Annotated in this window: 27 protein-coding genes; 19 read left to right on the plus strand and 8 right to left on the minus strand. The window is 62.2% G+C overall.

What is annotated here, in order from left to right:
• The first annotated feature begins 76 nt into the window (after window positions 1-76).
• The 5 genes from earP (at window position 77) to ABNP46_RS15780 (ending at window position 4,573) form a co-directional block, all read left to right on the plus strand.
• Window positions 77-1,252 (plus strand): elongation factor P maturation arginine rhamnosyltransferase EarP, encoded by a 1,176-nt coding sequence (gene earP, locus ABNP46_RS15760; protein ID WP_349919079.1) that lies wholly within the window; start codon window positions 77-79, stop codon window positions 1,250-1,252.
• 43 nt (window positions 1,253-1,295) lie between these two features.
• Window positions 1,296-1,862, plus strand: coding sequence for an elongation factor P (efp, locus tag ABNP46_RS15765; RefSeq protein WP_349919081.1), 567 nt, complete (start codon window positions 1,296-1,298; stop codon window positions 1,860-1,862).
• Window positions 1,863-2,058: 196 nt separating this feature from the next.
• The gene (locus ABNP46_RS15770) at window positions 2,059-2,667 is read left to right on the plus strand and encodes a DUF2238 domain-containing protein (RefSeq protein WP_349919083.1); all 609 of its coding nucleotides are present in this window, start codon (window positions 2,059-2,061) and stop codon (window positions 2,665-2,667) included.
• 115 nt (window positions 2,668-2,782) lie between these two features.
• On the plus strand, window positions 2,783-3,532 hold the full coding sequence (locus ABNP46_RS15775) for a DUF3530 family protein (RefSeq protein ID WP_349919085.1): 750 nt from the start codon (window positions 2,783-2,785) through the stop codon (window positions 3,530-3,532).
• An 84-nt stretch (window positions 3,533-3,616) separates the two neighbouring features.
• Entirely contained in the window at window positions 3,617-4,573 is a 957-nt protein-coding gene (locus tag ABNP46_RS15780) for a D-2-hydroxyacid dehydrogenase (protein ID WP_349919087.1), read from the plus strand.
• A 53-nt stretch (window positions 4,574-4,626) separates the two neighbouring features.
• Here ABNP46_RS15780 and ABNP46_RS15785 read toward each other — a convergent pair whose 3' ends face one another.
• On the minus strand, window positions 4,627-5,103 hold the full coding sequence (locus ABNP46_RS15785) for a glycine zipper domain-containing protein (RefSeq protein ID WP_349919089.1): 477 nt from the start codon (window positions 5,101-5,103) through the stop codon (window positions 4,627-4,629).
• Between the two features lie 229 nt (window positions 5,104-5,332).
• Complete coding sequence (locus tag ABNP46_RS15790; RefSeq protein WP_349919090.1) at window positions 5,333-6,892, minus strand: sensor domain-containing diguanylate cyclase; 1,560 nt, start codon at window positions 6,890-6,892, stop codon at window positions 5,333-5,335.
• Window positions 6,893-7,181: 289 nt separating this feature from the next.
• On the opposite strand from ABNP46_RS15790, the gene ABNP46_RS15795 reads away from it, so the two are divergent.
• Both ABNP46_RS15795 and ABNP46_RS15800 read left to right on the plus strand, forming a co-directional pair.
• Window positions 7,182-7,784, plus strand: a complete 603-nt coding sequence (locus ABNP46_RS15795) for a nitroreductase family protein (protein WP_349919091.1) — start codon at window positions 7,182-7,184, stop codon at window positions 7,782-7,784.
• A 104-nt stretch (window positions 7,785-7,888) separates the two neighbouring features.
• Window positions 7,889-9,352, plus strand: coding sequence for a GGDEF domain-containing protein (locus ABNP46_RS15800; protein WP_349919093.1), 1,464 nt, complete (start codon window positions 7,889-7,891; stop codon window positions 9,350-9,352).
• 47 nt (window positions 9,353-9,399) lie between these two features.
• Here ABNP46_RS15800 and ABNP46_RS15805 read toward each other — a convergent pair whose 3' ends face one another.
• Together ABNP46_RS15805 and ABNP46_RS15810 are read right to left on the minus strand one after the other, a co-directional pair.
• Complete coding sequence (locus ABNP46_RS15805) at window positions 9,400-10,071, minus strand: HAD-IA family hydrolase (protein WP_349919094.1); 672 nt, start codon at window positions 10,069-10,071, stop codon at window positions 9,400-9,402.
• A complete protein-coding gene (locus ABNP46_RS15810) occupies window positions 10,068-10,313 on the minus strand; it encodes a hypothetical protein (protein ID WP_349919096.1) in 246 nt (81 codons plus the stop codon). Before ABNP46_RS15810 ends, ABNP46_RS15805 begins: the two co-directional genes overlap by 4 nt.
• 132 nt (window positions 10,314-10,445) lie before the next feature.
• Here ABNP46_RS15810 and ABNP46_RS15815 point away from each other — a divergent pair, with 132 nt between their 5' ends.
• Window positions 10,446-11,345, plus strand: coding sequence for a LysR family transcriptional regulator (locus tag ABNP46_RS15815; protein ID WP_349919098.1), 900 nt, complete (start codon window positions 10,446-10,448; stop codon window positions 11,343-11,345).
• 115 nt (window positions 11,346-11,460) lie between these two features.
• On the opposite strand, the gene ABNP46_RS15820 is transcribed toward ABNP46_RS15815, so the two are convergent.
• From ABNP46_RS15820 to ABNP46_RS15830, 3 genes are all read right to left on the minus strand, one after another.
• Window positions 11,461-12,129 carry a cold-shock protein gene (locus tag ABNP46_RS15820; RefSeq protein ID WP_349919100.1) on the minus strand — a complete coding sequence of 223 codons (669 nt, stop codon included), beginning with the start codon at window positions 12,127-12,129 and terminating at the stop codon, window positions 11,461-11,463.
• Window positions 12,130-12,235: 106 nt separating this feature from the next.
• Entirely contained in the window at window positions 12,236-12,802 is a 567-nt protein-coding gene (locus ABNP46_RS15825) for a cysteine hydrolase family protein (RefSeq protein WP_349919102.1), read from the minus strand.
• A 152-nt stretch (window positions 12,803-12,954) separates the two neighbouring features.
• Entirely contained in the window at window positions 12,955-14,118 is a 1,164-nt protein-coding gene (locus tag ABNP46_RS15830; protein ID WP_349919104.1) for an FAD-dependent monooxygenase, read from the minus strand.
• Window positions 14,119-14,371: 253 nt separating this feature from the next.
• Here ABNP46_RS15830 and miaB point away from each other — a divergent pair, with 253 nt between their 5' ends.
• The 5 genes from miaB to lnt all read left to right on the plus strand — a co-directional run bounded on the left by miaB (window position 14,372) and on the right by lnt (window position 20,059).
• A complete protein-coding gene (gene miaB / locus ABNP46_RS15835; RefSeq protein ID WP_349919106.1) occupies window positions 14,372-15,805 on the plus strand; it encodes a tRNA (N6-isopentenyl adenosine(37)-C2)-methylthiotransferase MiaB in 1,434 nt (477 codons plus the stop codon).
• 43 nt (window positions 15,806-15,848) lie between these two features.
• Window positions 15,849-16,892, plus strand: coding sequence for a PhoH family protein (locus tag ABNP46_RS15840; protein WP_349919108.1), 1,044 nt, complete (start codon window positions 15,849-15,851; stop codon window positions 16,890-16,892).
• The gene (gene ybeY, locus ABNP46_RS15845; protein ID WP_349919110.1) at window positions 16,889-17,353 is read left to right on the plus strand and encodes an rRNA maturation RNase YbeY; all 465 of its coding nucleotides are present in this window, start codon (window positions 16,889-16,891) and stop codon (window positions 17,351-17,353) included. The genes ABNP46_RS15840 and ybeY overlap by 4 nt, the downstream gene beginning before the upstream one ends.
• Before the next feature lie 98 nt (window positions 17,354-17,451).
• A complete protein-coding gene (gene corC, locus ABNP46_RS15850) occupies window positions 17,452-18,333 on the plus strand; it encodes a CNNM family magnesium/cobalt transport protein CorC (RefSeq protein WP_349919112.1) in 882 nt (293 codons plus the stop codon).
• A 196-nt stretch (window positions 18,334-18,529) separates the two neighbouring features.
• On the plus strand, window positions 18,530-20,059 hold the full coding sequence (lnt, locus tag ABNP46_RS15855; protein ID WP_349919113.1) for an apolipoprotein N-acyltransferase: 1,530 nt from the start codon (window positions 18,530-18,532) through the stop codon (window positions 20,057-20,059).
• A 79-nt stretch (window positions 20,060-20,138) separates the two neighbouring features.
• Here lnt and ABNP46_RS15860 read toward each other — a convergent pair whose 3' ends face one another.
• Window positions 20,139-20,621, minus strand: coding sequence for a zinc ribbon-containing protein (locus ABNP46_RS15860; RefSeq protein WP_349919115.1), 483 nt, complete (start codon window positions 20,619-20,621; stop codon window positions 20,139-20,141).
• Between the two features lie 145 nt (window positions 20,622-20,766).
• Here ABNP46_RS15860 and leuS point away from each other — a divergent pair, with 145 nt between their 5' ends.
• The 6 genes from leuS to rlmH all read left to right on the plus strand — a co-directional run bounded on the left by leuS (window position 20,767) and on the right by rlmH (window position 26,624).
• On the plus strand, window positions 20,767-23,346 hold the full coding sequence (gene leuS / locus ABNP46_RS15865) for a leucine--tRNA ligase (protein WP_349919117.1): 2,580 nt from the start codon (window positions 20,767-20,769) through the stop codon (window positions 23,344-23,346).
• Window positions 23,347-23,440: 94 nt separating this feature from the next.
• The gene (lptE, locus tag ABNP46_RS15870; protein ID WP_349919119.1) at window positions 23,441-23,923 is read left to right on the plus strand and encodes an LPS assembly lipoprotein LptE; all 483 of its coding nucleotides are present in this window, start codon (window positions 23,441-23,443) and stop codon (window positions 23,921-23,923) included.
• 13 nt (window positions 23,924-23,936) lie between these two features.
• A complete protein-coding gene (gene holA, locus ABNP46_RS15875) occupies window positions 23,937-24,971 on the plus strand; it encodes a DNA polymerase III subunit delta (RefSeq protein WP_349919121.1) in 1,035 nt (344 codons plus the stop codon).
• Window positions 24,965-25,612, plus strand: coding sequence for a nicotinate-nucleotide adenylyltransferase (gene nadD, locus ABNP46_RS15880; protein ID WP_349919123.1), 648 nt, complete (start codon window positions 24,965-24,967; stop codon window positions 25,610-25,612). Before holA ends, nadD begins: the two co-directional genes overlap by 7 nt.
• Window positions 25,613-25,797: 185 nt before the next feature.
• The gene (rsfS, locus tag ABNP46_RS15885; RefSeq protein WP_349919125.1) at window positions 25,798-26,136 is read left to right on the plus strand and encodes a ribosome silencing factor; all 339 of its coding nucleotides are present in this window, start codon (window positions 25,798-25,800) and stop codon (window positions 26,134-26,136) included.
• 20 nt (window positions 26,137-26,156) lie between these two features.
• Entirely contained in the window at window positions 26,157-26,624 is a 468-nt protein-coding gene (rlmH, locus tag ABNP46_RS15890) for a 23S rRNA (pseudouridine(1915)-N(3))-methyltransferase RlmH (RefSeq protein WP_005298242.1), read from the plus strand.
• Window positions 26,625-26,638: the final 14 nt, after the last annotated feature.

A 26,638-nucleotide genomic window follows, 5' to 3' on the forward strand; every position in this document is an offset into this window, starting at 1 on the left:
CCGCCGTCGACCGTTAGAAGCCAAGCCACCGGTGTGCTACCCTGCGCACCGGTTTTTTGCATCTGGATGCCCTGACATGACCCCCTCCCTCCCCCCGTTTGACTGGGATATCTTCTGCACCGTCGTGGATAATTTCGGCGACATCGGCGTCACCTGGCGGCTCGCCCGTCAGTTGCAGCAGGAGAATCATGGCCTCGTCAGGCTCTGGGTGGACGATCTGGCGAGCTTCGCCCGCATCTGCCCCGGACTGGATCCGGCCCAGGACAGCCAATGGGTGGAGGGCATCCATGTCCAGCACTGGCACGATGTCCTGCCCGCCGATACCATACCTGCCAGGGTGGTGATAGAGGCCTTTGCCTGCACGCTGCCCACCCCCTTCATCGAGCGCATGGCCCAGCAGAGCCCCCCGCCCTGCTGGATCAACCTGGAGTACCTGTCGGCCGAGTCCTGGGTCGAGGAGTGCCACGCCCTCGCCTCCCCCCAGCGGGTCGGCAATCAGAGTCTCGACAAATACTTCTTCTTCCCGGGCTTCACCGCCAGGACCGGGGGGCTCTTGTGCGAACAGGGGCTGATTGCGGCGCGAGAGCAGTGGCAACAAGATGAGGCGGGGCTCGATGCCTACTGGGCCAGCCTGGGATTAGCCCCCAAGGCACAAGATGAGCTGAGAATAAGCCTCTTTACCTACGAGAGCGCGGCACTTGGAAGCCTGGTGCAAAGCTGGTGCCAGAGCACTACTCCGGTCACCCTGCTGCTGCCGCTCGGGCGCTCCCTCAATGACGTACTCACCGGCGCCGGGCTGGAGGAGGCCATCACGACAGCCAGCGCGGGAGATCGGCTGCAAGCGGGTAACCTTTGTATCAAGCTGCTGCCGATGACGGATCAGGCCGGTTACGATCGACTGCTCTGGAGCTGCGATCTCAACCTGGTACGCGGGGAGGACTCCTTCATACGGGCCCAGTGGGCCGCCCACCCCTTCCTGTGGCACATCTATCCCCAAGACGATGAGGCCCACATCGCCAAGCTGGACGACTTCCTCACGCACTATCTGGCGGCGTTGCCCGCAGATGCGGTCCAGTGGCTGCGCGATGTCAGCCACGCCCTCAATCACGGGCACGATGTCGGCGAACTCTGGGCACAATGGCCACAATACGCCACAGTTTGGCAACAACATGCGCGAGCCTGGTCACAGAAGCTGCTCGTCGACGGGGATCTCGTCACTCGGCTGGTGAAATTTTTAGAAAGCCGTATATAATCTGGCAGTTTTTATCTGCCCGTATACGAACAGGAATTTTTACATGAAAACCGCACAGGAAATCCGCGCTGGTAACGTCGTCATGATCGGTACCGAGCCGATGGTGGTCCAGAAAGCCGAATTCAACAAATCCGGCCGTAACTCCGCCGTGGTCAAGATGAAGCTGAAAGGCCTGCTGAACGGCAGCGCCACCGAGACCGTATTCAAGGCTGACGACAAGCTGGAAGTCGTTCAACTGGAGCGTAAAGAGTGCACCTACTCCTACTTCTCCGACCCCCTGTATGTCTTCATGGATACCGAGTACAACCAGTACGACGTCGAGAAAGACAACCTGGGTGACGCGCTGAACTACCTGGTAGACGGCATGGAAGATCTGTGTGAAGTGACTTTCTACAACGAGAAAGCCATCTCCGTAGAACTGCCGACCACCATCGTTCGCGAAGTTGAGTACACCGAGCCGGCCGCCCGTGGCGACACCTCCGGTAAAGTGACCAAGCCGGCCCGCCTGAAGGGCACCACCTACGAGCTGGCCGTTGCCGCCTTCGTAGAGATCGGCGACAAGATCGAAATCGATACCCGTACCGGCGAGTTCAAGCGTCGCGTCAACTAAGTTGACTGCGAAGCCAGTTCGGACAAAAAGCGAGCCCAAGGCTCGCTTTTTCTTTATCTGCCCTAGGTTCGCGGCTGGTTCAGCCCCGGTCAATGACCCTAGGCCCAGGATCAGAGAAAATGCCATTGCCCCTTTTCATTGGCCACAATTGCGGCTACATCATGACATCAGGTTTCTTCTTCATCACAGGCGCCCTATGACATCTTCTCAAAAAATCCTGCTGCTGTTGCTCACCCTGATCCTGCTGGCGCTCTCCGGCTGGCAACCCTATGACCGGCTGACCTGGCTGCTGGAAATCGTCCCCGTACTCATCGTCATGCCGCTGCTGATCCTCACCCACAAGCACTTCCCCCTCACCACCCTGCTCTATCTCGGGATCACCGTGCACGCCGCCGTGCTGATGCTGGGGGGGACCTATACCTATGCCAGGGTGCCGCTGGGTTTCGACCTGCAACAGTGGTTTGAACTCAGCCGCAACCCCTATGACAAGATTGGCCACTTCTTCCAGGGTTTCGTCCCCGCCCTCGCCTGCCGGGAGATACTGCTGCGAGGTCACCATGTGCAGGGCAAGCGCATGCTGGCGTTCCTCGTCATCTGCGTGGTGCTGGCCATCAGTGCCAGTTATGAGCTGATCGAGTGGGGAGCGGCCCTCGCGCTCGGTCAGGGAGCCGACGAGTTCCTCGGCACCCAGGGGGATCCCTGGGACACCCAGTCCGACATGTTCTGTGCCCTCGTTGGCGCCATCAGCGCCCTGCTGCTCCTGACTCCCCTGCACGACAGGCAGCTCGCCAGACTCACTTGCTGAGGGCTGAGGGGAAGGGATGGCCCTTCCCCTGTCAGCACGATCCTGTCGCGTCATCGCACGTTTCCCTTCAGAAAACGGGCCCGCCGCCGCTAACCCAGTGAACCGGGGAGCGCCTATGGTCAAATCATCCTTACTGCTGTTGTTGAGCCTGCTGGCAAGCACCACCGTGCCGGCCAGCGAGATCACGCCCCCAGCCCCCCTCGATCACTGGCAATCGGGGGACTGGCAGGGTCTGCCGGACAGCACCCAGGTGGACAAGCAGCGGGTCTTGTTCGCCAGACACAGCAGCGACAACTACCTGGGGCTCGCCATCCTGTTGCCGGACTGGCAACGCAGCGGCCAGCTCTGGCAGCTGACCCGGGATCTGGGCCGGCTCGGCTTCGATACCCTCTTGCTGCTCCCCTCCCCCCAGCAGTTCGAACTGGATCCGGCGGCCGAGAAGAAACAGGCATCCATCGACAGCTTCCGCCAGCAATTTGCCGAGCGGATCGTCAAGCTCAGCGACGCCAAGTTGCAGGAGGGGGGCTTCAAGTTGTTGTTGGCCCAGGGCACCAGCGCGGCCTGGGCCGCCAACCTCATCACCAGCGAGCAACTACCCGCCCCTGACGCCCTGGTGCTGCTGGATGGTTTCTTCCCCAACCCGCAGAGCAATCAGACCCTGGCCAAGCAGGTGGCCCAGGTCAGCATCCCGACTCTGGATCTCTATCAGGAGGAGGGGGCCCGCTGGCCCCTACTGGCGGCCGAGGCCAGGCGCAGCGAGAGTCGGCGCAGCCACAAACTCAACTACCGCCCCTACGCCCTGATGGCGCTCGACGAGACCCCAGGTCGCATCCAGGGCTGGTTGACCCATCTCGGCTGGATCTGAGACACAGCGACGGCGGCCACAGGCTGCACTGGTCAGCCTGCCCCCCTTTTTGGCATCATGGCCTCATCAATGGCAGGAGGCTTCATGCAGCAAATCGTGTTTCTCGACAGCGACACCCTGGACGCCGGCATCAAGCTGGGTCGCCCAGATTTTCCCCATCACTGGCAAAGCTACCCCCGCACTGCGCCGGATCAGGTGGTGGAGCGACTCCAGTGCGCCAGCATCGCCATCATCAACAAGGTGCGCATCGGCGCCGCCGAGCTGGCCAGGCTGCCGGATTTAAAGTTGATCGCCCTGGCGGCCACCGGCAGCGACAACCTGGATCTGGACGCCTGCCGCGCGGCTCAGGTCGCGGTGTGCAACATTCGCAACTACTCGGGCCCCTCGGTGCCCGAACATGCCATGGCGCTGATGCTGGCCCTGTCGCGCAATCTGTTCGCCTGGCGCCAGTCCCTGCTGGAAGGCCGCTGGCAGCAGAGCGGCCAGTTCTGTTTCTTCGATCACCCCATCTCGGATCTTCACGGCAAGCGTCTTGGCATCATCGGCAAGGGCACCCTGGGCCAGGCCCTGGGTCAACGGGCCAGCGCCATCGGCATGGAGGTCTTCTACGCCCAGAGCCAGGTCGGGGCGCCCGGAGACGATGACCGCCTGCCCCTTGAGACCCTGCTGCAGAGTTCGGATGTCATCAGCCTGCACTGTCCGCTGACCCCCTATACCCGTCACCTCATCGGTGAGCGGGAGCTGGCCATGATGAAACCGGGCGCCCTGCTCATCAACGTGGGGCGCGGTGGCCTGGTGGATGAACAGGCATTGCTGATGGCGCTGGCCAACGGTCGGCTCGGTGGCGCCGGCTTCGATGTGGTGAGTCAGGAGCCGCCCCCGCCGGATCATCCCCTGATGCGGGCCCTGCAATACCCGAACTTCATCCTGACCCCCCACGTGGCCTGGGCCAGCGATGAGTCGATGCAGCGCCTCGCGGATCAGCTGATCGACAATATCAACGCCTTCTCTCTGGGGCGCCGTCAGCACCGCCTGGTCTGAGGGCCGGGATCAAAAAAGGGGCCAAGGGCCCCTTTTTTCATGTGCAGATGCAATCAGTCATCGTCATGCCATCTGTGCTTGCGGTGTTTCTTGTACTTCTTGTGGTGCTTGTGATAGCGCCTGTCGTCGTAATAGCGATCGTTCTTGCTCTCGTGACCGTCACCGGTACGGGCACCGATGGCGGAGCCACCGGCACCGCCGATGCCGGCCCCGATCAGGCGGCCGGTATCCCCCCCCACGCTCTTGCCGATGGCGGCGCCACCCAGGGCACCGACCGCACCGCCAAGGGCGGCCTCGTTCTTGTTGCCTCTGTCGGCGGTCGCCGCGCCACCAGCCGCACCACCGAGGGCGGCCCCCACCAGGGCACCGGTGTCACCACCGAGCTGCTTGCCTATCATGGTGCCCGCCACCCCGCCGGCCCCGCCGCCGAGTATGGTATTGAGGGTTTCCGAAGCCTGCGCCGCACCGCTGGCCAGCATCAGTGCTCCCAACAGCGCCATCGCGCCCATGCCGTGTTTTTTCGCGTCCATGGAGTACTCCTGTCAAACCTGATTGATTATTTTCCTGCACTATACAAAGCGCCGGACGCTCCGCTACTGGGACAAGCAGCATGCCATCGGCCAACAGACTGTCTCTGCTCTGCGACGCTGTTAAATTAAACAGGTTAACCATTTGAAAATTCATTAAAAAAAAAGGTCACAGTGGAAATTATCCCCCCTGTGACCCACTTTCCATTTGCCACTGCCTATTTTTGCTTCATCACGCTCGGACAGATACTGTCACGACCCCTCCCTCGAGGGGCTGATCCCGCGCGGCAGGCAGGTGCCAGCAGTCTCTTCCTTGATGCTTGCTCCGATACAGATACTCGTCGGCCCGTTCAAACAGGCAACCCTCTGTGTCCGGGTAGTGCGCCCCTCCCGCGCTCAGGGTGATGGACTCCTTGAACTCGCGCCACTTCAGCCCTCGCACCCTAGCGAGGAGGTGGGTCAGCCGGGATTCAACCTCGTGGCGATCCCAGAGCAAAATAGCGGCAAACTCATCACCGCCGATACGGTATACCTGCTCATCCCCAAGAGTCCGGGCCAATATGGTAGCGATGCGGTAAAGCACAGCATCCCCGACGCCATGTCCCCAGTTGTCATTGATCCGCTTGAAGCGATCCACGTCGATCAACACCAGCCAGTAGGGCGTGCCCGCCTGCTCGAGCTTGCACCTGTACTCATCGAAGGCGCGCCGGTTCATGATGCCGGTGAGAGGATCGTGCAACAGGGCATCCTGCCCTTGCAGCAAGCTGGTTCTGACCTCATCGAGGCCGCCCAGGCTATCGTGCACGAACCAGGTTCTGGGCCGGCCAGGAGTGTTCGCCATGGCCGTGTTTTGCATGATGCCTTGCAGCGAGCCTTCCACCAGCGCCTGCTCCTGGCGGAATATCCGCACCAGGAAGATCAGGCTGCAGAGCCAGAGAACGAGCAGTGCCAGCAGGGGCAGCACCACCATCAGCAATGTCTCCCGCAAGCTATCGTGAAACTGGGCCGGTGGCAGGTAGATATTGAGGTCCCAGCCCACATCGGCCAGCTCGGTCTTGAGGTGACGGCCATGTCGGATAACGTTCAGCCCGAGGGCCCCCGGCTCCGCGTTTTCGTCCTGCACTGCCGGAATCAAACCCAAGTTGTCCCCCACTATGACCTGGCCAGTCTTGCGCGCCGTGAGGTAGATGGCGACCTGCTCATCCCCCATGGCCCGGTGCAGCGCTTTTTGCAAGCTGTCAAACGATAGGTCCACCATCAGCAGGCCCAGTAGCTTGCCATCCCCTTCGACTCGCTTGATCAGAGTCAGACTCTGATTGTCGGAGTTGAAGTCCTGATAAGGGCCAAACCAGATCAGCTCGTCGCTGTCGCTGTTCATGGCTTGGTACCAGGGTCGTTGTCGCGGATCGTAATACATGGGCAAGGCCCTGGCGGGGTAGCTGCTGATCTCGCCAAAGCGGGCGTTGTAGAAGTAGAGATAGTGAGCGTCGTGCTTGAACTGGTGGGCGATGGCCCAGATAGGATTAACGGCCGACTCGCCCCTAGCGATGGCCTGTTTGTCCAGTGACGCCTCCAGCACGGCGAGCTGACGCTGGTTGTCCAGCACCATCTCCTGGATCAGGGTGGCATCGATGGAGGCGAGCATCTGCTCATAGCCAGCCACCGTCTTGTCGATGCTGCGCAGGTAGCTGGCCATGGCCAGCAGCAAGGTGGAGATGAGCACCAGAGCACCGAGGAAGAAGGAGAGCGGGGTCAGTATGTAGTAACGTTTTTTGATGATCCCGCCAGCCATGCCGCCCTCTATAAAATATGATACTGGCTCGATTCTATGGTGAAATATGCTTCCAATTAATTGATTGAAATCATTAACGTCTCCGTTTATTGATAAAAGCGACATTGTTTATCCCGGCCGCAATTTCCGGTTTTGTCATGTGAATATTCATAAAAAGTAGAAACAGTCATTACCCAGCGTTGACGGCTTATTGTGCGGAAGGTGTTATAGTCGATCACTCGAGAAATCGGAGCCAGACGGCCTCTTTGGCCGCCACTGGTTTGATGGTTTATCAAACAAAGGAGATGTTATGAGCAGTCCATTTATCGAACAGATCAAGGTACGTCGTTCCATCTATGCCCTGGGTGACCAGGTTTCTCAAACCCCGGCCCAGCTGACCGCCCTGATCCAGGAGGCCATCAAGCAGAGCCCTTCCGCCTTCAACTCCCAAAGCTCACGCGCCGTCATCCTGTTCGGCGAGCAGCACCACAAGGTGTGGGATCTCGTCAAGGCCGAGCTGAAAAAGATTGTGCCGCCCGAAGCCTATGCCCAGAGTGAAGGCAAGGTCGACGGCTGCTTCCGCGCCGGCTTTGGTACCGTGCTCTTCTTTGAAGACACCGATGTCGTCAAGGGGCTGCAAGAGCAGTTTGCGCTCTATGCCGACAACTTCCCCGTCTGGTCCGAACACTCCACCGGTATCGCCCAGTTCACCGTCTGGACCGCCCTGGCCCAGGAAGGGATTGGTGCCACCCTGCAACACTACAACCCGCTGATCGACGATGCGGTACGCCAGCAATGGGACCTGCCAGCCAGCTGGAAACTGCGCGCCCAGATGCCCTTTGGCAGCATCAAGCAGGCGGCCGGTGACAAGACCTTTATCGGTGACGACGTTCGCTTCCGCGTATTCGGTTGATTGACTCAAGCCTCCCCCTCGGGGGAGGCTTTCCACTGATTTACCCCCGTCGCCTCTGACTTGCCCCCATACTCATGACACCCGACCAAGATGAGGAGAGTCTCATGAAAGAGAGCCGCCCACAGAGTGTGCCATCCAGACTCTTCCCACTCTACGCCCTGCTCTGGGTCACCGCCCTGGTCTGCCTGTTTTCCCTCATCGGCATCTTCACCCGCCCCCCCGAGCTGCTGGCCGCCTTCTGGCCTGCCAATGCGGTTCTGCTCGGCATCATGTTGCGCTACCCGCGGCTGGCCTCACCGGCAGGCTGGCTCGGCGGGATCGCAGGCTACCTCATCGCCGCCCTCTTCACCGATGACAGTGCCATCAAGACGGCCCTGTTGACCCTGGGCAACCTGGCGGGGGTCGGCGTCGGTTATCTGCTGTTTCGCCGCCTTGATCACGAGGATATCCGCCTCAGACGCCCGACCTCCATCGTCTATTTGCTGCTGATCACCATTGCCGCCTCCCTCGCCGCCGGCCTGGTCGGCGCCTTCATCAACCCAGTCCTGTTCAGCGGTGACATCCTCTACGGACTCGGCTTCTGGTTTGCCAGCGAGCTGGTCAACTACATGGCCATCTTGCCAGTCATCCTGGCCCTGCCCTCGCTCGCCGTCATGACCCGGTGGCGCACCGACTTCTATCGGCCAGACATCTCGTGGAGCAAGCTGCTGCCGCTGCTGAGCTTCTTGGCCACCCTGCTGCTGGCCCTGCTGATCGAGGGGCCCGGCTCCATCGTCTTCCCGGTGCCCGCCCTGCTCTGGTGCGCCGTCAGCTATTCGTTGTTCAGCACCACCCTGCTCTCCCTGTGCTTCAGCACCCTGACCCTGATCGCGCTCTCCAGCGGCTATCTGACCATCAATCACGACGCCCAGACCCAGTACTGGATGTTCTCGGTCCGCATCGGCCTCATGCTGATCGCCCTCACCCCCCTCACCGCCGCCAGCATCATGGCCGCCCGCAACGCCCTGCTGAGCAAGATGGAATATCTGGCCCATCACGATCACCTGACCGGCGCCCTCAACCGCACCGGCTTCTGGCCCCAGGCCCAGACCATGCTGGCGCACCAGGCGCTGCGACAGCAATCCGTCGCGGTCTGCATGCTGGATCTGGACAACTTCAAGCGCATCAACGACAACCATGGCCACGAAGCGGGTGATGCCTTGCTCAAGGCCTTCAGCGATACCGTTCGCCAGCACTTGCGCAAGGGGGATCTGTTCGCCCGCCTCGGGGGGGAGGAGTTTGTGGTGTTGCTGCCGGCGACCACCCGGCCCCAGGCGCTGGAGGTGGTCGAGCGGCTGCGTGAGCAGGTGGCCGCACTGAGCGTCAGGGATGAGGACCAGCAGGGGGTCAGCGCCACCGTCAGCATCGGCATCATCTGCCAGCAGGGCGGCCCCTATAGCCTCGACAGACTGCTCTCAGGGGCGGACAAGGCGCTTTATCAGGCCAAGCGCAACGGCCGCAACCGGGTGGAGCAACATCCCGATGACGAGCAGGATAATCCCGTGCCTACCCGGCCACTCAGCCTCTGATCCATTCGGTTGATGGCCTCCTTTACCACAGCATCATCTGCCGCAATTCAACTGGGCAGCGGTTCACACTGCTCAGACAGCATCAACCGCAGGCCCTCGACCTCATCCGTGACCTGCACTCGCCGCCAGTCAGGGATCCAGCCGCTCGCCCGGTCATGGTGCAGGCGAGTTCCCCCGACCTGCACCACCCGGCAACCGGCCTGCAAAGCGCTGGCGATGCCCGCCGGTGCGTCCTCGAACACCAGGCAATCGGCGGGATCCAGACCAAGGCGGGTGGCTGCCAGCAGATAGGGCTCGGGATCCGGTTTGCCCCGCACCACGTCATCCCCACCCACCATCAACCCCGGCTGCGGCAGGCCGGCATCGGTGAGTCGACCCCGAGCCACCCGCTTGCTGGCGGAGGTGACCAGGGCCCAGCGAGCGGCGGGCAGGCCATGGAGCAGGGCGCTCACTCCCTCGATGGGTTCGGCCACGCCCCCGTGTCGCAACTCCAGCTCATCCAGCCGCGCCATCTCCTGCTCCATGTCCAGCCAGGGCGCCAGCGCCTCGATGATCTCCCTGGCCCGCACGCCGTGGCACATGGCGAGCACGGGCTCGGGCGCCAGCCCGTGGTGCTGGCACCACTGTCGCCATACGGTCTCCACGCCTGCGGTCGACTTGATCAGGGTGCCATCCATGTCCAGCAGCAGGGCCTTGGCCCGCAGCACGATGACACTCATGTCGTCGCCCCCGCCAGCACGGGGTCGACACCGGACAGCGAAGTGACCAACGCCTGCCGCTGGGCCCTCCCCTCGTAACAGGCCAGGGCCTGCTCGGTGTCGCTCGCCCACACCAGTAGGGGAGCGACCACGAAGCCTTGCGACAACAGGCTGGTCAACAGCTCCCCCGTCTCGGCCGCCGCCAGCGGCTGGGCCATGATGAGGCTGCCCTTGATTAAAAACAGATAGCGTTCGCTTTGCATGGTGTGACTCCTCGTTCCCCGTTCAGGCCGACCTCCGGCCCGCTGCGACACCATTAGAACAAGGCAAATAGATAATTTATAATCACTAAATCGCCACATTTGATAATCAAACGGAATGGATAACCAAACGGAATGAAATTCGATCTGAGGCAGTTGCACGCATTCGTGACCCTGGCGGAGACGGCCAACTACCGGGAGGCCGCCAACCGGCTGTTCATCACCCAGCCGGCGCTCACCAAGCAGATCCAGGGACTGGAGCTGGCCCTTGGTAGCACCTTGTTCAACCGGGGTCGCCACGGCGCCGAGCTGACCGCCATCGGCGTGCAGCTGCTCAGCCAGGCCCTCGCCTTGGTCGATCATGGCAGGGAGTTCGAACGCCATGCCCTGGCGCTGGCGAGCGGCCTCGCCGGACGGCTCAAGATGGGATTCGGCCTGTCGAGCTTCGTGCTGGCGCCCTCCCTGGTGGCCCGCTTCAAGCAGCAGGTTCCCGAGGTGATGGTACATCTGCAGGACATGCCCTCCGCCATCCAGCACGAGATGCTGCTCTCCGGCCAGTTGCAGGTCGGTTTCATGCGAAGGCCGCAGGCGCCACAGCTGCACGAACACAGGTTGCTGACGGACAGCCTGGTGCTGGCGGTCCCCACCCAGCTGATAGGGCCGGATCCCGCCGCCTTCGAGGTGGAGAAGGCGCTGGTAGAGCAACCCCTGCTGCAGATGGTGGGCCATCGTTGCCCCGGCCTCACCCAGCAGATCGCCAACTACCTCGGCGCCAACCGGCTGACCGGCGTCATTCAGGAGGCGGAGGACATCCAGACCCTGGTGGCCCTGGTCGCCGCCGGGATCGGCAACGCCATCCTGCCCCGCAGCGTCAGCTTTATCGCCGGGCCTGACGTCACCCTCTACCCCCTCTTCGGCCCCTATTCACAGTGGGGAATCAGCCTGGTGTGGAATTCGACCTTCGCCGATCCCATCCGGGATCAGTTTCTGGCGCTGGTCAAGGCGGCCCACCCGCAGATCAGATCTGCCACCTGAGGCATGAGGCATGAGGCATGAGGCATGAGGACTCTGCCATTGCGGCCACTCTCGTCAATCAAACAGGTCAGTCAGCCCAGGTCGGCTGACCGTTTCTCCCGCGAGCCTGGGTCGCTCAGTGGCCACACCACTGGCTTTCGCAGGGAATGCCGTTGCCTCTGCCGTGGCCATCCATCTTGGTATTGGGGCAATTTTGCAAAAACCAGGTGGCCTCCTCGCACGAGGTCATCTGGGAGCAGTACTGCCTGCCGTCGCATTGTTTGATAAAGGTGGGAGCCGACGGGGCGCTATCGAAAGCATTGACCTCAGCACTCATGGGCGAGGAAGCCGGCAGGGGGGAGGGTGACTCGACCGAGAAGCGGGAATAGAGGGAAAACAGGCCCGCCAGCACCAGCAGGGGGATCAGCTTGCCCCGCCAGTTGCTCTTGCGCCTGTAGGTGGGACGGGGCCGCGCCGTCGCTGGTGCAGTGACCCTGACCGACTCGTTGCGCCGCGGCGCCGATCGTTCTGGGGCGGGGGTGAAGCCATCGGCAAGGGACAGGGGCCGCTCGGGGAAGAACACCTGCTGGGCGCAGGGCTTGCCGTCCTTGCCGGTCCCGAGCAGATAAGAGACTCGCTCCCCCACCTTGGGGGGCCCGCCATCATGGTTGAGCGCCGAGGCGTGCACGAAGAGATCCGGCGTCCCTTGCGCCTCGCTGCCCACCCCCTGGGCCCCCGACTCCGGCTTGATAAAGCCAAAGCCCCGCGACGCGTTCCAACTCACTATCCTGCCCTGATAACGCATGTCCTCATCCTTGTGGTCAGCGGTGTGTCACCATGTTGCCCGAAATGCGCGCGGTATCAATAGCCGCCGTGCCGTTTCAGACCAACAGGGCGGGACAGGGGCGGCCTCAGCTCAGCTGATCCACCTTGATGATCTCGGCGATGCGCCCAAGCTGGCGCAAGGAGCCGTGATGATCCATGGCATCGGCGGCGGCGCAGGCGTCCTCCAGAATGGTGATGGCGTAATCCCTGTCGTGTCCATCCCGGGTGGCGGCCTGGATGGCCCAGCTGGTGCTGACCCCGCACAGATAGAGGTGATCGATCCGGTTGGCCCGCAGGGCAGGCTCCAGCGCCGTGCCGTAGAAGGGGCTGACCCTCGGCTTGGTCAGCACCAGATCGCCGGGCTGCACATCCAGCTCGGGGTGAAAGTCGGTGCCGCTGCCCGCCAGCGACAGGGCGCCAAACTGCTTGGCCCGCCCGAACATGGGGGAGTCCTTCGGCTGCAACTGGTAACCGGCGTCGAAGCCCACCTTGATGAGGATCACCAGCCAGCCCTGGGCCCGAGCATGGGCCAGCGCCTGATTGGCGTGAGCGATGGCATCCTGCTCCACCACATGGGCCGCCGAGGCGGCGATGCGCCCGTCCGGGTGCGCGATGTCGTTGATAAAGTCGATGACCAGCAGTGCCTTGTTCATGATGTGCTCCCGTATGGTGAGATATCGTTCAGCCCTCGCGTCTGCTGACATCATCAGCGGCGCGGCCTGCAGCCATATAAAACACTAAATCCATCAATCCTTAAGACTTATAATTCACCAAATGCAAATAAAACAGTGGAACTCACTGCCATCTAGACCAGCCCCAGCGCATAGCGCAGCGCCATCTCCTTGAGGGGGCCCGCCTTGTCCGCCAGACTGAGCGCCAGGTTGCGAGCAAAGCGCAGCGGCCCAATCTCGTTGCTGAAGACCCCGTAGAAGAGATCCATCCCCGACTGCATCAGCAGGTTGTCCGGACGACGGCGACGCGCGTAGCGTTCGGCCAGCGCCATCTCATGCCAGTCGCTTCCCGCCCTGGCGAGCAGTTCCACCCAGCAGGCCACATCCTTGAAACCGAGGTTGACCCCCTGCCCCGCCAGGGGATTGATGGTGTGGGCCGCATCCCCGAGCAGCACCACCCGGCCGGCGTGATAGTCGTTGGCGTGGCGGCGCACCAGGGGAAAACTGCCTTTACCGGTGACGGTGAAGCCGCCGAGCCGGGCCGGGAAGTGGCGACGCACCTCGGCGGTCAGTGCCTCGTTGCTCATGGCCGAGAGGGCGCGGATCCGGGCCGGACTGTCGTACCACACCAGGGAGCCGTGCTGGCCGGGCAGCGGCAGGAAGGCACGCGGGCCGCTCGGGGTGAACTGCTGCCAGGTGATGTCTTCTTGCGCAAAGTCGGTGTCGATATTGATCAGCATGCAGTGCTGGCGGTACTCGAAGCGTGACACGCCGATGCCGGCGAGCCGACGGGTGTGGGATTCAGCACCGTCACAGGCCAGCACCCAGCGCGCCCGCAACTCGGTGCCATCATCCAGCAGCAGGGTCGCGTGCTCACTCTCCTGGGTGAGGCGCTGCACCGCCGCCGGGGTATGGGTCTGGATGTTGGGAAAATCGTCCATTCTGTTGAGCAGGGCGAGCTGCACCAGTCGATTCTCGATGATGTAGCCAAGCTGGGGCAGCCCCAGGGTGGCGGCATCGAAGCGGGTGGCAAAGCCGTCCAGCTCCCAGGTCTCCAGCCGGCGATAGGGGCACAGCCGCATCTGCTGCAATGCCTGCCAGGCCCCCGCCTGGGCCAGCAGGCCCACCGAGGCCTGACTGATGGCGGAGACCCGCAGATCCAGCGGCTGCTCGGGGGCATAGGGCTCGGGCAACCGGGTCTCGATGACCCGAACGGAGAGCCCCTCTGCCGCCAGCAGGCAGGCGGTGGCGGCCCCCACCATGCCCGCGCCGACGATGGCGATATCGCAATGTTCCATGACGTACTTCCTGAAATGGGCGCCCCGCAAACCCACGGCGGGGCTAAACCGAATGGAGGCATGATAGCGCAAGGAGGGGGGATAAACAGTGAGAGAAGCGGCGAATTGCCGTGCCCAATCAGAGACAAAGCCACTGTTGGCGCGGCCAGCCAGCCCATGGGCCTGCCGGATATTAACTAGTCAGCCCCGCCATTGCGGAGTAAAATGCCCGGTCCTTTGACCCCGTCGATAGCAAAAACAGTCAAGAGTAGCGATGAGCAAGAAACTTCATATCAAGACCTGGGGCTGCCAGATGAACGAGTACGACTCGTCCAAGATGGCGGACCTGTTGGACGCCAGCCATGGTTATCAGCTGACCGAGGAGCCCGCAGAGGCGGACGTCCTGCTGCTGAACACCTGTTCCATCCGCGAGAAGGCCCAGGAGAAGGTGTTCCACCTGCTCGGTCGCTGGAAGAAGCTCAAGGCCAAGAAACCGGGTCTGGTGATCGGGGTTGGCGGCTGCGTCGCCTCCCAGGAAGGGGATAACCTGAGAAAACGCGCCCCCTACGTGGACATCGTGTTTGGCCCCCAGACTCTCCATCGCCTGCCCGCCATGATCAAGCAGGTGCAGGAGGGCCATGGCGCCCAGGTGGACATCGCCTTCCCCGAGATAGAGAAGTTCGACAACCTGCCGGAACCGCGCGCCGAGGGGGCCACCGCCTTCGTCTCCATCATGGAGGGCTGCTCCAAGTACTGCTCCTTCTGCGTGGTGCCTTACACCCGTGGTGAAGAGGTGAGCCGGCCGCTGGACGACGTGCTCTACGAAATCGCCCAGCTCGCCCAGCAGGGGGTGCGCGAGGTCAACCTGCTCGGCCAGAACGTCAACGCCTATCGCGGCCCGACCTTCGAGGGGGATGACTGCACCTTCGCCGAGCTGCTCAGACTGGTGGCCGCCATCGACGGCATCGACCGCATTCGCTACACCACCAGCCACCCCATCGAGTTCACCGACGACATCATCGAGGTCTATCGGGATACCCCCGAGGTGGTCAGCTTCCTGCACCTGCCGGTGCAAAGCGGCTCGGATCGCATCCTGACCATGATGAAGCGTCCCCACACCGTGTTGGAGTACAAGTCCAAGATCCGTCGCCTGCGTCGCGTGCGCCCCGACATCACCATGAGCTCGGACTTCATCGTCGGCTTCCCGAACGAGACCGACGAGGACTTCGAGGCCACCATGAAGCTTATCGAGGAGATCAACTTCGACATGAGCTTCAGCTTCATCTACAGCCCGCGCCCCGGCACTCCGGCCGCGGATCTGCCGGACGATGTGGACATGGAGGTGAAGAAGGCTCGCCTCACCCGGCTGCAGAACCAGATCAACCACCAGTCCATGCTCATCGGCCGCGCCATGCTGGGTTCGGTGCAGCGCATCCTGGTGGAAGGGCCCTCCAAGATGGATCCCATGCAGCTCTCTGGCCGCACCGAGAACAACCGGGTGGTCAACTTCGAGGGCTCCCACCGCCTCATCGGCGGCTTCGCCGACGTGGAGATCACCGACGTGCGCCCCTTCTCCCTGCGCGGCCGTTTCATCCGCGGCGAGGACGAGATGAACCTGCGCATCGCCACGGCGCCGAGCGAGATCCTGGCCCGTCGCCCCGACAACGTCCCCGATCCCCTGGGCGTTGCGGCCTTCACTCCCCATTAATCGCCCTTCCCCTGCGGGGGAAGCGCCTTGAGACGAGGTCAACTTGAGCCGACATATCGCGACCCTGAACCTGCACCTTGAACCCGCCGACAACCAGCGGCTGGCCAGCCTGTGCGGACCCTTCGACGACAATCTCAAGCAGCTGGAGCGTCGCCTCGGCGTCGAGATCAGCTACCGTGACAACCACTTCCAGCTGCTCGGCAAGCAGGCGCAGATCGATGCCGCCGCCGTCATCCTCAAGCATCTCTATGTGGAAACCCAGCCCCTCAAGGGCGGCAAGGTGAGCGACATCACCCCGGAGATGGTGCACCTGGCGGTGCAGGAGTCCCGGGTATTGGAGCAGAACGAGGAAGAGGCCCCCAGCCTGCCCTATGGCAAGGAGGTCACCGTCAAGACCAAGCGTGGCCTCATCAAGCCGAGGAGCCCGAACCAGGCCCAGTACATCGCCAATATAGTGCGTCACGACATCAGCTTCGGCATCGGCCCGGCCGGTACCGGCAAGACCTATCTGGCGGTGGCCGCCGCGGTGGACGCCCTGGAGCGCCAGGAGATCCGCCGCATTCTGCTGACCCGTCCGGCGGTGGAAGCGGGCGAAAAGCTCGGCTTCCTGCCGGGCGATCTCTCCCAGAAGGTGGATCCTTACCTGCGCCCCCTCTACGACGCCCTGTTCGAGATGCTGGGCTTCGAGCGGGTGGAGAAGCTGATGGAGCGCAACATCATCGAGGTGGCGCCGCTTGCCTACATGCGCGGTCGCACCCTGAACGATGCCTTCATCATTCTGGATGAGGCTCAGAACACCACCACGGAACAGATGAAGATGTTCCTGACCCGCATCGGCTTCAACTCCAAGGCGGTGGTCACCGGCGACATCACCCAGGTGGATCTGCCCCGCAGCACCAAGTCCGGTCTTCGCCACGCCCTGGAAGTGCTGCAGGGGGTCGATGGCCTCTCCTTCAACTTCTTCGAGTCCAAAGACGTGGTGCGTCACCCCGTAGTGGCCCGCATCGTGCAGGCCTACGAGGCGTTCGACGCCCAACAGGCAGCCGACAAGGCCGCCACCCACATCAAGCAAGAGAATGCCCAATGAGCCTGACCCTGGATCTGCAACTGGCCTGTGCCAACGCCGAAGGATTGCCCACCGAAGCCCAGTTGCAAGGCTGGCTCGAGAGCACCATCCTGGGTTTCCAGGACGAGGCCGAGGTGACGGTGCGGCTGGTGGACGAGGCGGAGAGCCGTGAGCTCAACCACACCTATCGCGGCAAGGACAAGCCCACCAACGTGCTCTCCTTCCCGTTCGAGGCCCCTCCAGGCCTGGAACTGCCCCTGCTCGGGGATCTGGTGATCTGTCGCCAGGTGGTGGAAGCCGAGGCGATCGAGCAGAACAAACCCCTCATGTCACACTGGGCCCATATGGTTGTGCACGGCAGTCTGCATCTGCTAGGTTATGACCATATCGAGGACGAGGAGGCCGAGGAGATGGAGCAGCTCGAGCGCGACATTCTGCAGGAGATGGGCATCCCCGATCCCTACCTCGACGACGAAGAGTAAGGCCATGGGGATGGTCACCTGATTGAAACAGGCTGTTGCCATCCTCATATAGTGCCAAGACAACGATCCTGTGTTCACACGAGTAACCAAGAGAGAAAATGACCGACGATCACCCTAGTACCGGCTCGCCGAAGAAAACCTGGCTCGACAAGCTCAGCCAACTCTTCCAGGGCGAGCCAAAAGACCGCAACGATCTGGTGGAAGTCATCGCCGATGCCGAAGAGCGAGACCTCATCGATCAAGACACCAAGGACATGATCGAGGGCGTGCTCGAAATTGCCGAGCTGCGCGTACGCGACATCATGATCCCCCGCTCCCAGATGGTGACCATCGAGAAGTCCCAACCGGTGGACGAGTTCCTGCCGGTCATCATCGAATCCGGTCACTCCCGCTTCCCGGTGATCAACGAAGACAAGGATCATGTGGAGGGCATACTGCTCGCCAAGGACCTGTTGCCGTTCGGTTTCGGTGGCCAGCATGCCAGCGAGCCCCTGCAGCTCGAGAAGATCCTGCGCCCCACCGTGATCGTGCCGGAGAGCAAGCGGGTCGATCGCCTGCTCAAGGAGTTCCGGGAAGAGCGCTACCACATGGCCATCGTGGTGGACGAATTTGGCGGTGTCTCCGGTCTGGTGACCATCGAGGACATCCTCGAACTCATCGTCGGCGAGATTGACGACGAGTTCGATGACATCGAGGACGAGCCGGAAGAGATCCGCCGCATCAGCAAGCGGGTCTTCTCCGTCAGTGCCCTCACCGAGATCGAGGACTTCAACGACTTCTTCGGCACCCAGTTCAGCGACGAAGAGGTCGATACCGTGGGCGGTCTGGTGATGCACGCCTTCAGCCACTTGCCGAAGAAGGGCGAGGAGATCGAACTCGACGGCTACCTGTTCAAGGTGATGCACGCGGACCGGCGTCGCCTGCAGCAGTTGCAGGTGAAGATCCCGGAGAATCACGCGGCTGCCCAGCCGGAGTCCTGATTCACCCTCCGCGCATCGCATGTTCAACGCCCCTGCCAAGGGGCGTTTGTCATGCTGACCGGCCTCCTTTTCCCTCAGCACGCACCCGTCACTTGCCTGTGATGCGCCGCTCGCCGGGAGGCTCGCCGTTGGCAGCGTTTGCGGTTAAGATGTCGGCCACTTAACTTTTTTCAGTCCAATTCGAGCCCCTAGCCCAGTGAAATCCAAATTTCTGACCAGCCTCTTCGCCCTGGCCTCCGGTGCCATCGCCGTCCTGGCCTTCTCCCCGTTCGGCTACTGGCCCCTGGTGATCCTCTCGCTGCTCGGCCTCTATGCCCTGCTGGACAAAGCCAGTCCCCGCCAGGCGGCCTGGCGCGGTTTCGGCTATGCCATGGGCCTCTTCCTGCCGGGCCAGTGGTGGATCCACGTCAGCATGACGGAATTCGGCGGTATCCCGCTGCCGGCAGCGTTTGTGCTGCTTGCCGGGCTTTGTGCCTATCTTTCTCTCTACCCGACTCTGGCCTGCTGGTTGTTTGCGCGGTTTTTCAGCGGTCGTCACTGGAACCGCTGGCTGCTCGCCTTCCCGGCGCTCTGGCTCGGGGCCGACTGGCTGCGGGGCTGGGTGATGACCGGCTATCCCTGGCTCTGGTTCGGCTACACCCAGATTGACGGCCCCCTCAAGGGCTTCGCCCCCATCCTGGGGGTGCAGGGCATCACCCTGGCCCTGCTGCTGTGCACCTCCGCCCTCTGGCTGGTATGGCAGAGCCGCAAACCGGCCTGGTTACTGCTCCCCGTCGCCCTGGTGGGCACCGCCCACGCCCTGATGCAACTGAACTGGGTAACCCGGGGCGAGCCGGTCAAGGTGGCCCTGGTGCAGGGCAACATCGCCCAGTCCCTCAAGTGGGATCCAGAGGCGCTGATCCCCACGGTGCGCACCTATCAGGATCTGAGCCGCGAGAATCAGGATGCCGACATCATCGTCTGGCCGGAGTCCGCCATCCCCGCCATCGAGAAGGAGATGGGCACCTATCTGGAGAGCCTGGACAAGGCGATGAAGGTCAATGACACCGGCCTGCTGGCAGGGATCATCCACTACGATCTGCAGCAGCAGCGCTTCTACAACACCGTGCTCGGCATGGGGGTGCAGGATGCAGAAGGCAAGGAGTCCTACCACTACGAGCACAAGAACCGCTACTACAAGTACCACCTGCTGCCCATCGGCGAGTTCGTGCCGTTTGAAGATCTGCTGCGCCCCATCGCCCCCTTCTTCAACCTGCCCATGTCCTCCTTCAGCCGGGGTGACGAGATGCAGCCGAACCTCATCGCCAAGGGGCTCAAGTTCGCCGCTGCCATCTGCTACGAGATCATCTTCCCGGACGAGGTGCGCCGCAACGTGCAGCCGGACACCGACTTCCTGCTGACCGTCTCCAACGACGCCTGGTTCGGCACCAGCATCGGCCCCTGGCAGCACATGGAGATCGCCCGCATGCGCGCCCTGGAGCTGGCCCGCCCGCTGCTGCGCGACACCAACACCGGCATCACCATCGTCACCGAAATCGACGGCAGCATCATCGCCCAGATCCCACAGTTCGAATCCGGTGTATTGAGAACCGAGGTGCGCCCGGCCCATGGCCAGACTCCTTATCTGCGCTTTGGCAGCTGGCCCATGTATGGCATCGCCGCCCTGCTGCTGGGCCTTGGCCTGGCCCTGCGCCCCCGCGCCCACCCCTGGGCCCGCAAGGGCTGAGTACCAACCGGCCGATAACCAGCCATAAAAAGAGGCGCCCAATGGGCGCCTCTTTTCTATCGGCTCAGCCAATAATGGCTCAGGGAGAGAGCGGTTCACGGTGATACTCGTTGGCCCCGCACTCCGGACAGGTGCCGAGCCGCTCGGGGTGCAGCACGGTGTGGCGCCACTCGCAGTGATCGCACACCAGCACGCCGAGCCCGACCCAGTCACCGGCCCGGTAGATGCCCTTGTGCTCCAGCTCGTCGGCGAGCTCGCGCCACTCCACCTGGGCACGGTCCGTCACATCCGCGAGCCAGGACCAGGCGGTGTCCTTGAGCGCCAGCATGAAGGCAGATTCCGGGGCCTCGGCCCGGCCTTCGTCATAGTTGCCGAGATCGCGTTTCACGTACTCGGCGATCAGCGCCAGCTCATCCTGGGTCAGATCGCTGGCTGCCTCCAGATAGGCCTGCACCTTGGCGATCATCCGGTTCAGGCGTTCCCCCTGAAACTCCTCCGTCTCCTCCCACTGCTTCTTGAGCTGGGCGATGAAGGCTTCGTACCCTTTTTGCTGTTTGTCCATGGCCGTTACTCCTCTGCTGCACGCTGATCATGGCCGGCCCGAGATCCGGCGGATGCTGGCGGTTGTTGCCGCCGCAGGATATGGGTATTCTATCGGGATTTCCCAGCTGATTTATCTATTCATTTCACAGATCCGGATGTCACCAATGCAAGAGCAATACGTTCCCCAATCCATAGAACCAGCAGTGCAGCAGCACTGGGATGCCAAGAAAACCTTCAAGGCCGTGGAAAAAGTAGACAAAGAGAAATTCTACTGCCTTTCCATGTTCCCCTATCCGTCTGGTCGTCTACACATGGGGCACGTGCGCAACTACACCATAGGTGATGTGATCTCCCGTTATCAACGCCTCAATGGCAAGAACGTGCTGCAACCCATCGGCTGGGATGCCTTCGGTCTGCCGGCCGAGAACGCCGCCATCAAGAACAACACCGCGCCGGCACCCTGGACCTACGAAAACATCGAATACATGAAGAACCAGCTGAAAATGCTGGGTCTGGGCTATGACTGGGATCGGGAACTGGCCACCTGCAAGCCGGATTACTACCGCTGGGAGCAGTGGTTCTTCACCAAGCTCTACGAGAAGGGTCTGGTCTACAAGAAGACCTCCTCCGTCAACTGGTGCCCGAACGACATGACGGTGCTGGCCAACGAGCAGGTGATCGACAACTGCTGCTGGCGTTGTGACACCCCGGTTGAGCAAAAGGAGATCCCCCAGTGGTTCATCAAGATCACCGACTACGCCGAAGAGTTGCTCAGCGATATCGACAACCTGGATGGTTGGCCCGAGATGGTCAAGACCATGCAGCGCAACTGGATTGGCCGCTCCGAAGGGGTCAACATCAGCTTCAAGGTCGACGGTCAGGCTGACAGCCTGGAGGTTTACACCACTCGTCCCGACACCTTCATGGGCGTGACCTATGTGGGTATCGCCGCCGGTCATCCTCTGGCAGCCCTGGCGGCCGAAGGCAACCCGGCGCTTGCCGCCTTCATCGAAGAGTGCAAGCACACCAAGGTGGCCGAAGCGGACATGGCGACCATGGAGAAGAAGGGCATGGCCACCGGCCTCTATGCCATTCACCCCCTGGATGGTCGCAAGGTACCGGTCTGGGTCGCCAACTTCGTGCTGATGAACTACGGCACCGGCGCCGTGATGGCGGTACCTGGCCACGACTTGCGTGACCACGAGTTCGCCACCAAATACAGCCTCGAGATCAAGCCCGTCATCAAGCCCGCCGAGGGGGACGTCCCGGACGTCATCGCCGCCGCCTACACCGACAAGGGTGTGCTGTTCAACTCCGGCGAGTTCGACGGCCTCGAGTTCCAGGCCGCCTTCGATGCCATCGCCACCAAGCTGGAGAGCCTGGGTTGTGGCAAGCGCACCGTCAACTACCGCCTGCGCGACTGGGGTGTCTCCCGTCAGCGCTACTGGGGTGCCCCCATCCCGATGCTGACCCTGGCTGACGGCAGCGTGGTGCCGACCCCGGAAGATCAACTGCCGGTGCTGCTGCCGGAAGATGTGGTGATGGACGGCATCCAGAGCCCCATCAAGGCCGACCTCGAGTGGGCCAAGACCACTTACAACGGCCAGGAAGCGTTCCGCGAGACCGATACTTTCGACACCTTCATGGAGTCCTCCTGGTATTACGCCCGCTACTGCTCCCCGGACTACGACAAGGGCATGCTGGATCCGGCGGCCGCCAACCACTGGCTGCCGGTGGATCAGTACATCGGCGGCATCGAGCACGCCTGTATGCACCTGCTCTACGCCCGCTTCTTCCACAAGCTGCTGCGCGACGCGGGTCTCGTGAACAGCGACGAGCCGTTCAAGCGTCTGCTCTGTCAGGGCATGGTGCTGGCGGATGCCTTCTACTACAAGGACGAGAAGGGCGGCAACGTCTGGGTCAGTCCCCTCGACGTCAAGATCGAGCGTGACGACAAGGGCCGCATCACCAAGGCCGTCGATCTGGAAGGCCGCGAGGTGATCCACTCCGGCATGACCAAGATGTCCAAGTCCAAGAACAACGGCATCGATCCCCAGCTGATGGTGGAGCGTTACGGCGCCGATACCGTGCGTCTGTTCATGATGTTCGCCTCCCCGGCCGACATGACCCTGGAGTGGTCCGACTCCGGCGTGGAGGGTGCCCAGCGCTTCCTGCGTCGCCTGTGGCGCATTACCTTCGAACACGTCAGCGCTGGCGCAGCCCCGGCCCTGAATGTGGCCGCGCTCAGCAGCGAGCAGAAGGCCGTACGCCGCGAGCTGCACAAGACCATCGCCAAGGTGAGCGATGATGTGGGTCGCCGTCAGACCTTCAACACCGCCATCGCCGCCATCATGGAGCTGATGAACAACCTGGCCAGACTCGGCAGCGACGAGCAGGACCGCGCCCTGATGCAGGAAGCGCTGGAGGCTGTGGTGGTCATGCTCTACCCCATCACCCCGCACATCGGCTTCGAGCTGTGGAAGATGCTGGGCCAGGAAGGGGACATCGACGTGACCGGTTGGCCGGTGGCCGATGAAGCGGCCATGGTCGAGACCGAGAAGCTGGTGGTGGTACAGATCAACGGCAAGAAGCGTGGTGAGCTGACCGTGCCGGCCGAGATCAACCAGGCCGACATCGAGAAGCTGGCCATGGCAGATGCCTCGGTGCAGAAATTCACCGAAGGCCTGACCGTACGCAAGGTGATCTACGTACCGGGCAAGCTGCTCAACATAGTCGCAAACTGATGATTGCGGACCGAACCTCGGTCACTGCACATCCATGAATGATGACGGCGGGCTGACGCCCGCCGTTGTTCAAAGATTTCAAAGAGGATTTTTCATGGGCATGCCCTTTACTCGCTGGATTGCCATCATCTTGGCGGGGCTGCTGCTGCAGGCCTGCGGTTTTCAGATGCGCAGCACCGCCATCCCCCCCGAGCTGATGACCATGAAGGTGGTCGGTGACAACAAGAGCGACTTCTATCGTCTGGTGACCACTCGTCTCAAGGCGGCCGGAGTCGAACTGGCTGACAAGGAAGGCATTCCGGTACTGACCCTGGCTGGCGTGCGCAGCAGCAGTCAGGTCGCCTCCGTCGACTCCATCGGCCAGGATCGGGAATATCTGCTGGGCTACAGCACCCAGTTCACCGTGACTGTACCGGGCAAGCCAACCCAGGTCTTCCCCATCACCTTCAACCGCAGCTTCCTGAACAAGCCGGATGCCGCCCTCGCCTCCTCCCGCGAGCAGGAGCAGCTCGGCAAGGAGATGCAGGAACAGGCCGCAAATCTGGTGATCCGCCAGCTCAGCCAGGTCAAGTTCTGATGCGAGCATCCTGATGAGAGTCTATCCGGAGCAGTTTGCAGACCATCTCAAAGCAGGGCTAAAGCCCTGCTATCTCGTTTTTGGTGACGAGCCACTGCTCAAGCTGGAAGCCGTTGACGCCATTCGTCAGGTGGCCGTCAAGCAGAGCTTCGATGAACGCCACAGCTTCGTGGTCGAGGCTGGTCTGGACTGGAATCAGGTCTACGACGCCTGCCAGGCCATGAGCCTCTTCTCGGCCCGCCAGATCATCGAGCTTGAGCTGCCTGCCAAGGTCGACAAGGATCTCGCCGCCCGCATCACCGAGATTGGCAAACAGTTGCACCCCGATCTCCTGCTGGTGCTCTCGGGCAACCGCCTCAACCAGACCCAGATGAAGGCCGCCTGGTTTGACAAGCTGAGCCAGCTCGGCACCTATGTACCGGTCAATCACCCCGAGCCCCGCTTCTTTCCGCGCTGGATGAGCGCCCGCTTCCAGCGCTTCGGCCTCAAGGCTCTGCCGGATGCGATCAACTTCATGTGCCACGCCTACGAAGGCAACCTGCTGGCCGCGAGCCAGGAGATCGAGAAGCTGACCCTGCTCTCCCCACCCCAACCCATCAGCGTTGCCTATCTGCAGGAGACCATCATCCGTCATGCCCACTTCACCCCCTTCCAGCTCATCGACTGCCTGCTGGAGGGCAAGGTGAACCGGGCCCAGCGCATCCTGCTGGCCCTGCGGGCCGAAGGCACCGAACCCGGCATGCTGGCCTGGACCCTGTGCCGCGAGCTCGAGCAGCTGACCGAGCTGGCGCTGGCCGCTCGGGCGGGACAGCCTCTGGTGGAGCACTTCTCCCGCCTGCGCATCTGGCAGAGTCGTCAGCAGCTGATTCAACAGGCCCTGACCCGGTTGCCCTTCGCCAAAATACAGCAGCTGTGGCAACTGATGGCCCGGCTCGACGACGCCCAGCGCCGCTTCGACACCGAACAGGCCTGGTTGATGCTGCAAACCCTGGCACTGGGTTTTCGCGATGGCGCACCGCTCCCGATGCTGGAGCCGCAATCGTGCTGACCCCCCCCATCGGCCTGTTGGGAGGCACCTTCGATCCCATCCATATCGGTCATCTGCGCCCGGCCATCGAGGCCCGCGAGGCACTGGATCTGGCCGAAGTGCGCCTGCTGCCGAATCATATTCCGCCCCACAGGGCCAGCCCTCTCTGCTCGAGTGAACAGCGCCTCGCCATGGTCAGGCTGGCGGCGGCAGAGACGCCGGGATTCGTGGTGGATGAGCGGGAGCTTGGACGAGACAAGCCCTCATACACCATCGACACCCTCATCGCGCTGCGAAAGGAACTGCCTGATACCCCGCTCTGCTTCCTGATGGGCATGGATTCCCTGCTCGGCCTGCCGAGCTGGCATCGCTGGCAGGAGCTGCTCGCTTACGCCCATCTGGTAGTCAGCGTCCGTCCAGGCTGGCAGCCGGATTACCCGGCCGAAATAGAGGATCTGCTCCGCCGCCGCCTAAGCCGGGACAAACAGGATTTCCATCGCCATCGCCATGGCCGAGTCTGGCTTTGCGACAACCTGCCCATCGAGCTCTCAGCCACCCGGCTGCGGACCTTGCTGGCAGAAGGGCGGGATCCCAGGTATCTGCTGCCGGCCTCGGTTGCGAGTCATATCGCCAAGCACGGGCTCTATCAGCCGACACCCTGAGGCGCAGCGAGAGCCTGGGCGACTATTGCCCACGCAGGTTGCGCACTATAGTGATCAACAGGGCCCGCCTCCCTTGAGGCAGCCCAAGATGCCATCCCCTTTGCCGGACTGGGAAACGGGAATGACCATGATATAATCCGCCGCCCTGCAGTTACGCAGCGCGCCGGACAGAGTAGGAGAAGACATTGCAAGGCCAAGAATTACTCGCCTTTATCGTCGACAAGATCGATGACATGAAGGGTCGCGACATCATCACCCTGGATGTGCGCGGCAAGTCCAGCATCACGGACACCATGATCATCTGCTCCGGCAACTCCAATCGCCACGTCACCGCCATCGCCCATAACCTGGCAAGCGAAGCACGCCACGCCGGGCTGGATCTGCTCAGTGTGGAAGGAGAACTCACCGGTGAGTGGGTACTGGTGGACATGGGATCCGTCATCGTGCACGTGATGCAGGATGAATTTCGCGATTTCTACCAACTGGAAAAGCTCTGGGGCGGTGCCCAAGTACAGGTGCAATAAGGGTGCAAGTGTAAAGAACGATGAAGATCCAGTTGATTGCGGTGGGCACCAAGATGCCCGCCTGGGTAGAGCATGGCTTCGAAGAGTATCGCCGCCGTTTCCCCAAAGACATGCCGTTTGAACTCGTCGAGATCGGAGCGGGCAAACGGGGCAAGAATGCCGACATTCCCCGCATCCTGCAGAAGGAAGGGGAAGCCATGCTGGCCGCCGCAGGCCGCTCCCGCATCGTGACCCTGGACATTCCCGGCAAGCCCTGGACCACGGAGCAGCTGGCCGTGCAACTGGAGGCCTGGAAACTGGATGGTCGCGATGTGGCCTTGCTGGTGGGAGGCCCCGAGGGGCTTTCGCCCGAATGCAAGGCCGCTGCCGAGCAGAGCTGGTCCCTGTCGCCGCTCACCCTGCCCCACCCGCTGGTGCGGGTGCTGGTGGCCGAGAGTCTCTATCGCGCCTGGAGCATCACCACCAACCATCCGTATCACAGGGAATGAAGCATGTACAGCTG

The sequence above is a fragment of the Aeromonas veronii genome, from assembly GCF_040215105.1.
Lineage (GTDB): Bacteria > Pseudomonadota > Gammaproteobacteria > Enterobacterales > Aeromonadaceae > Aeromonas > Aeromonas veronii_G.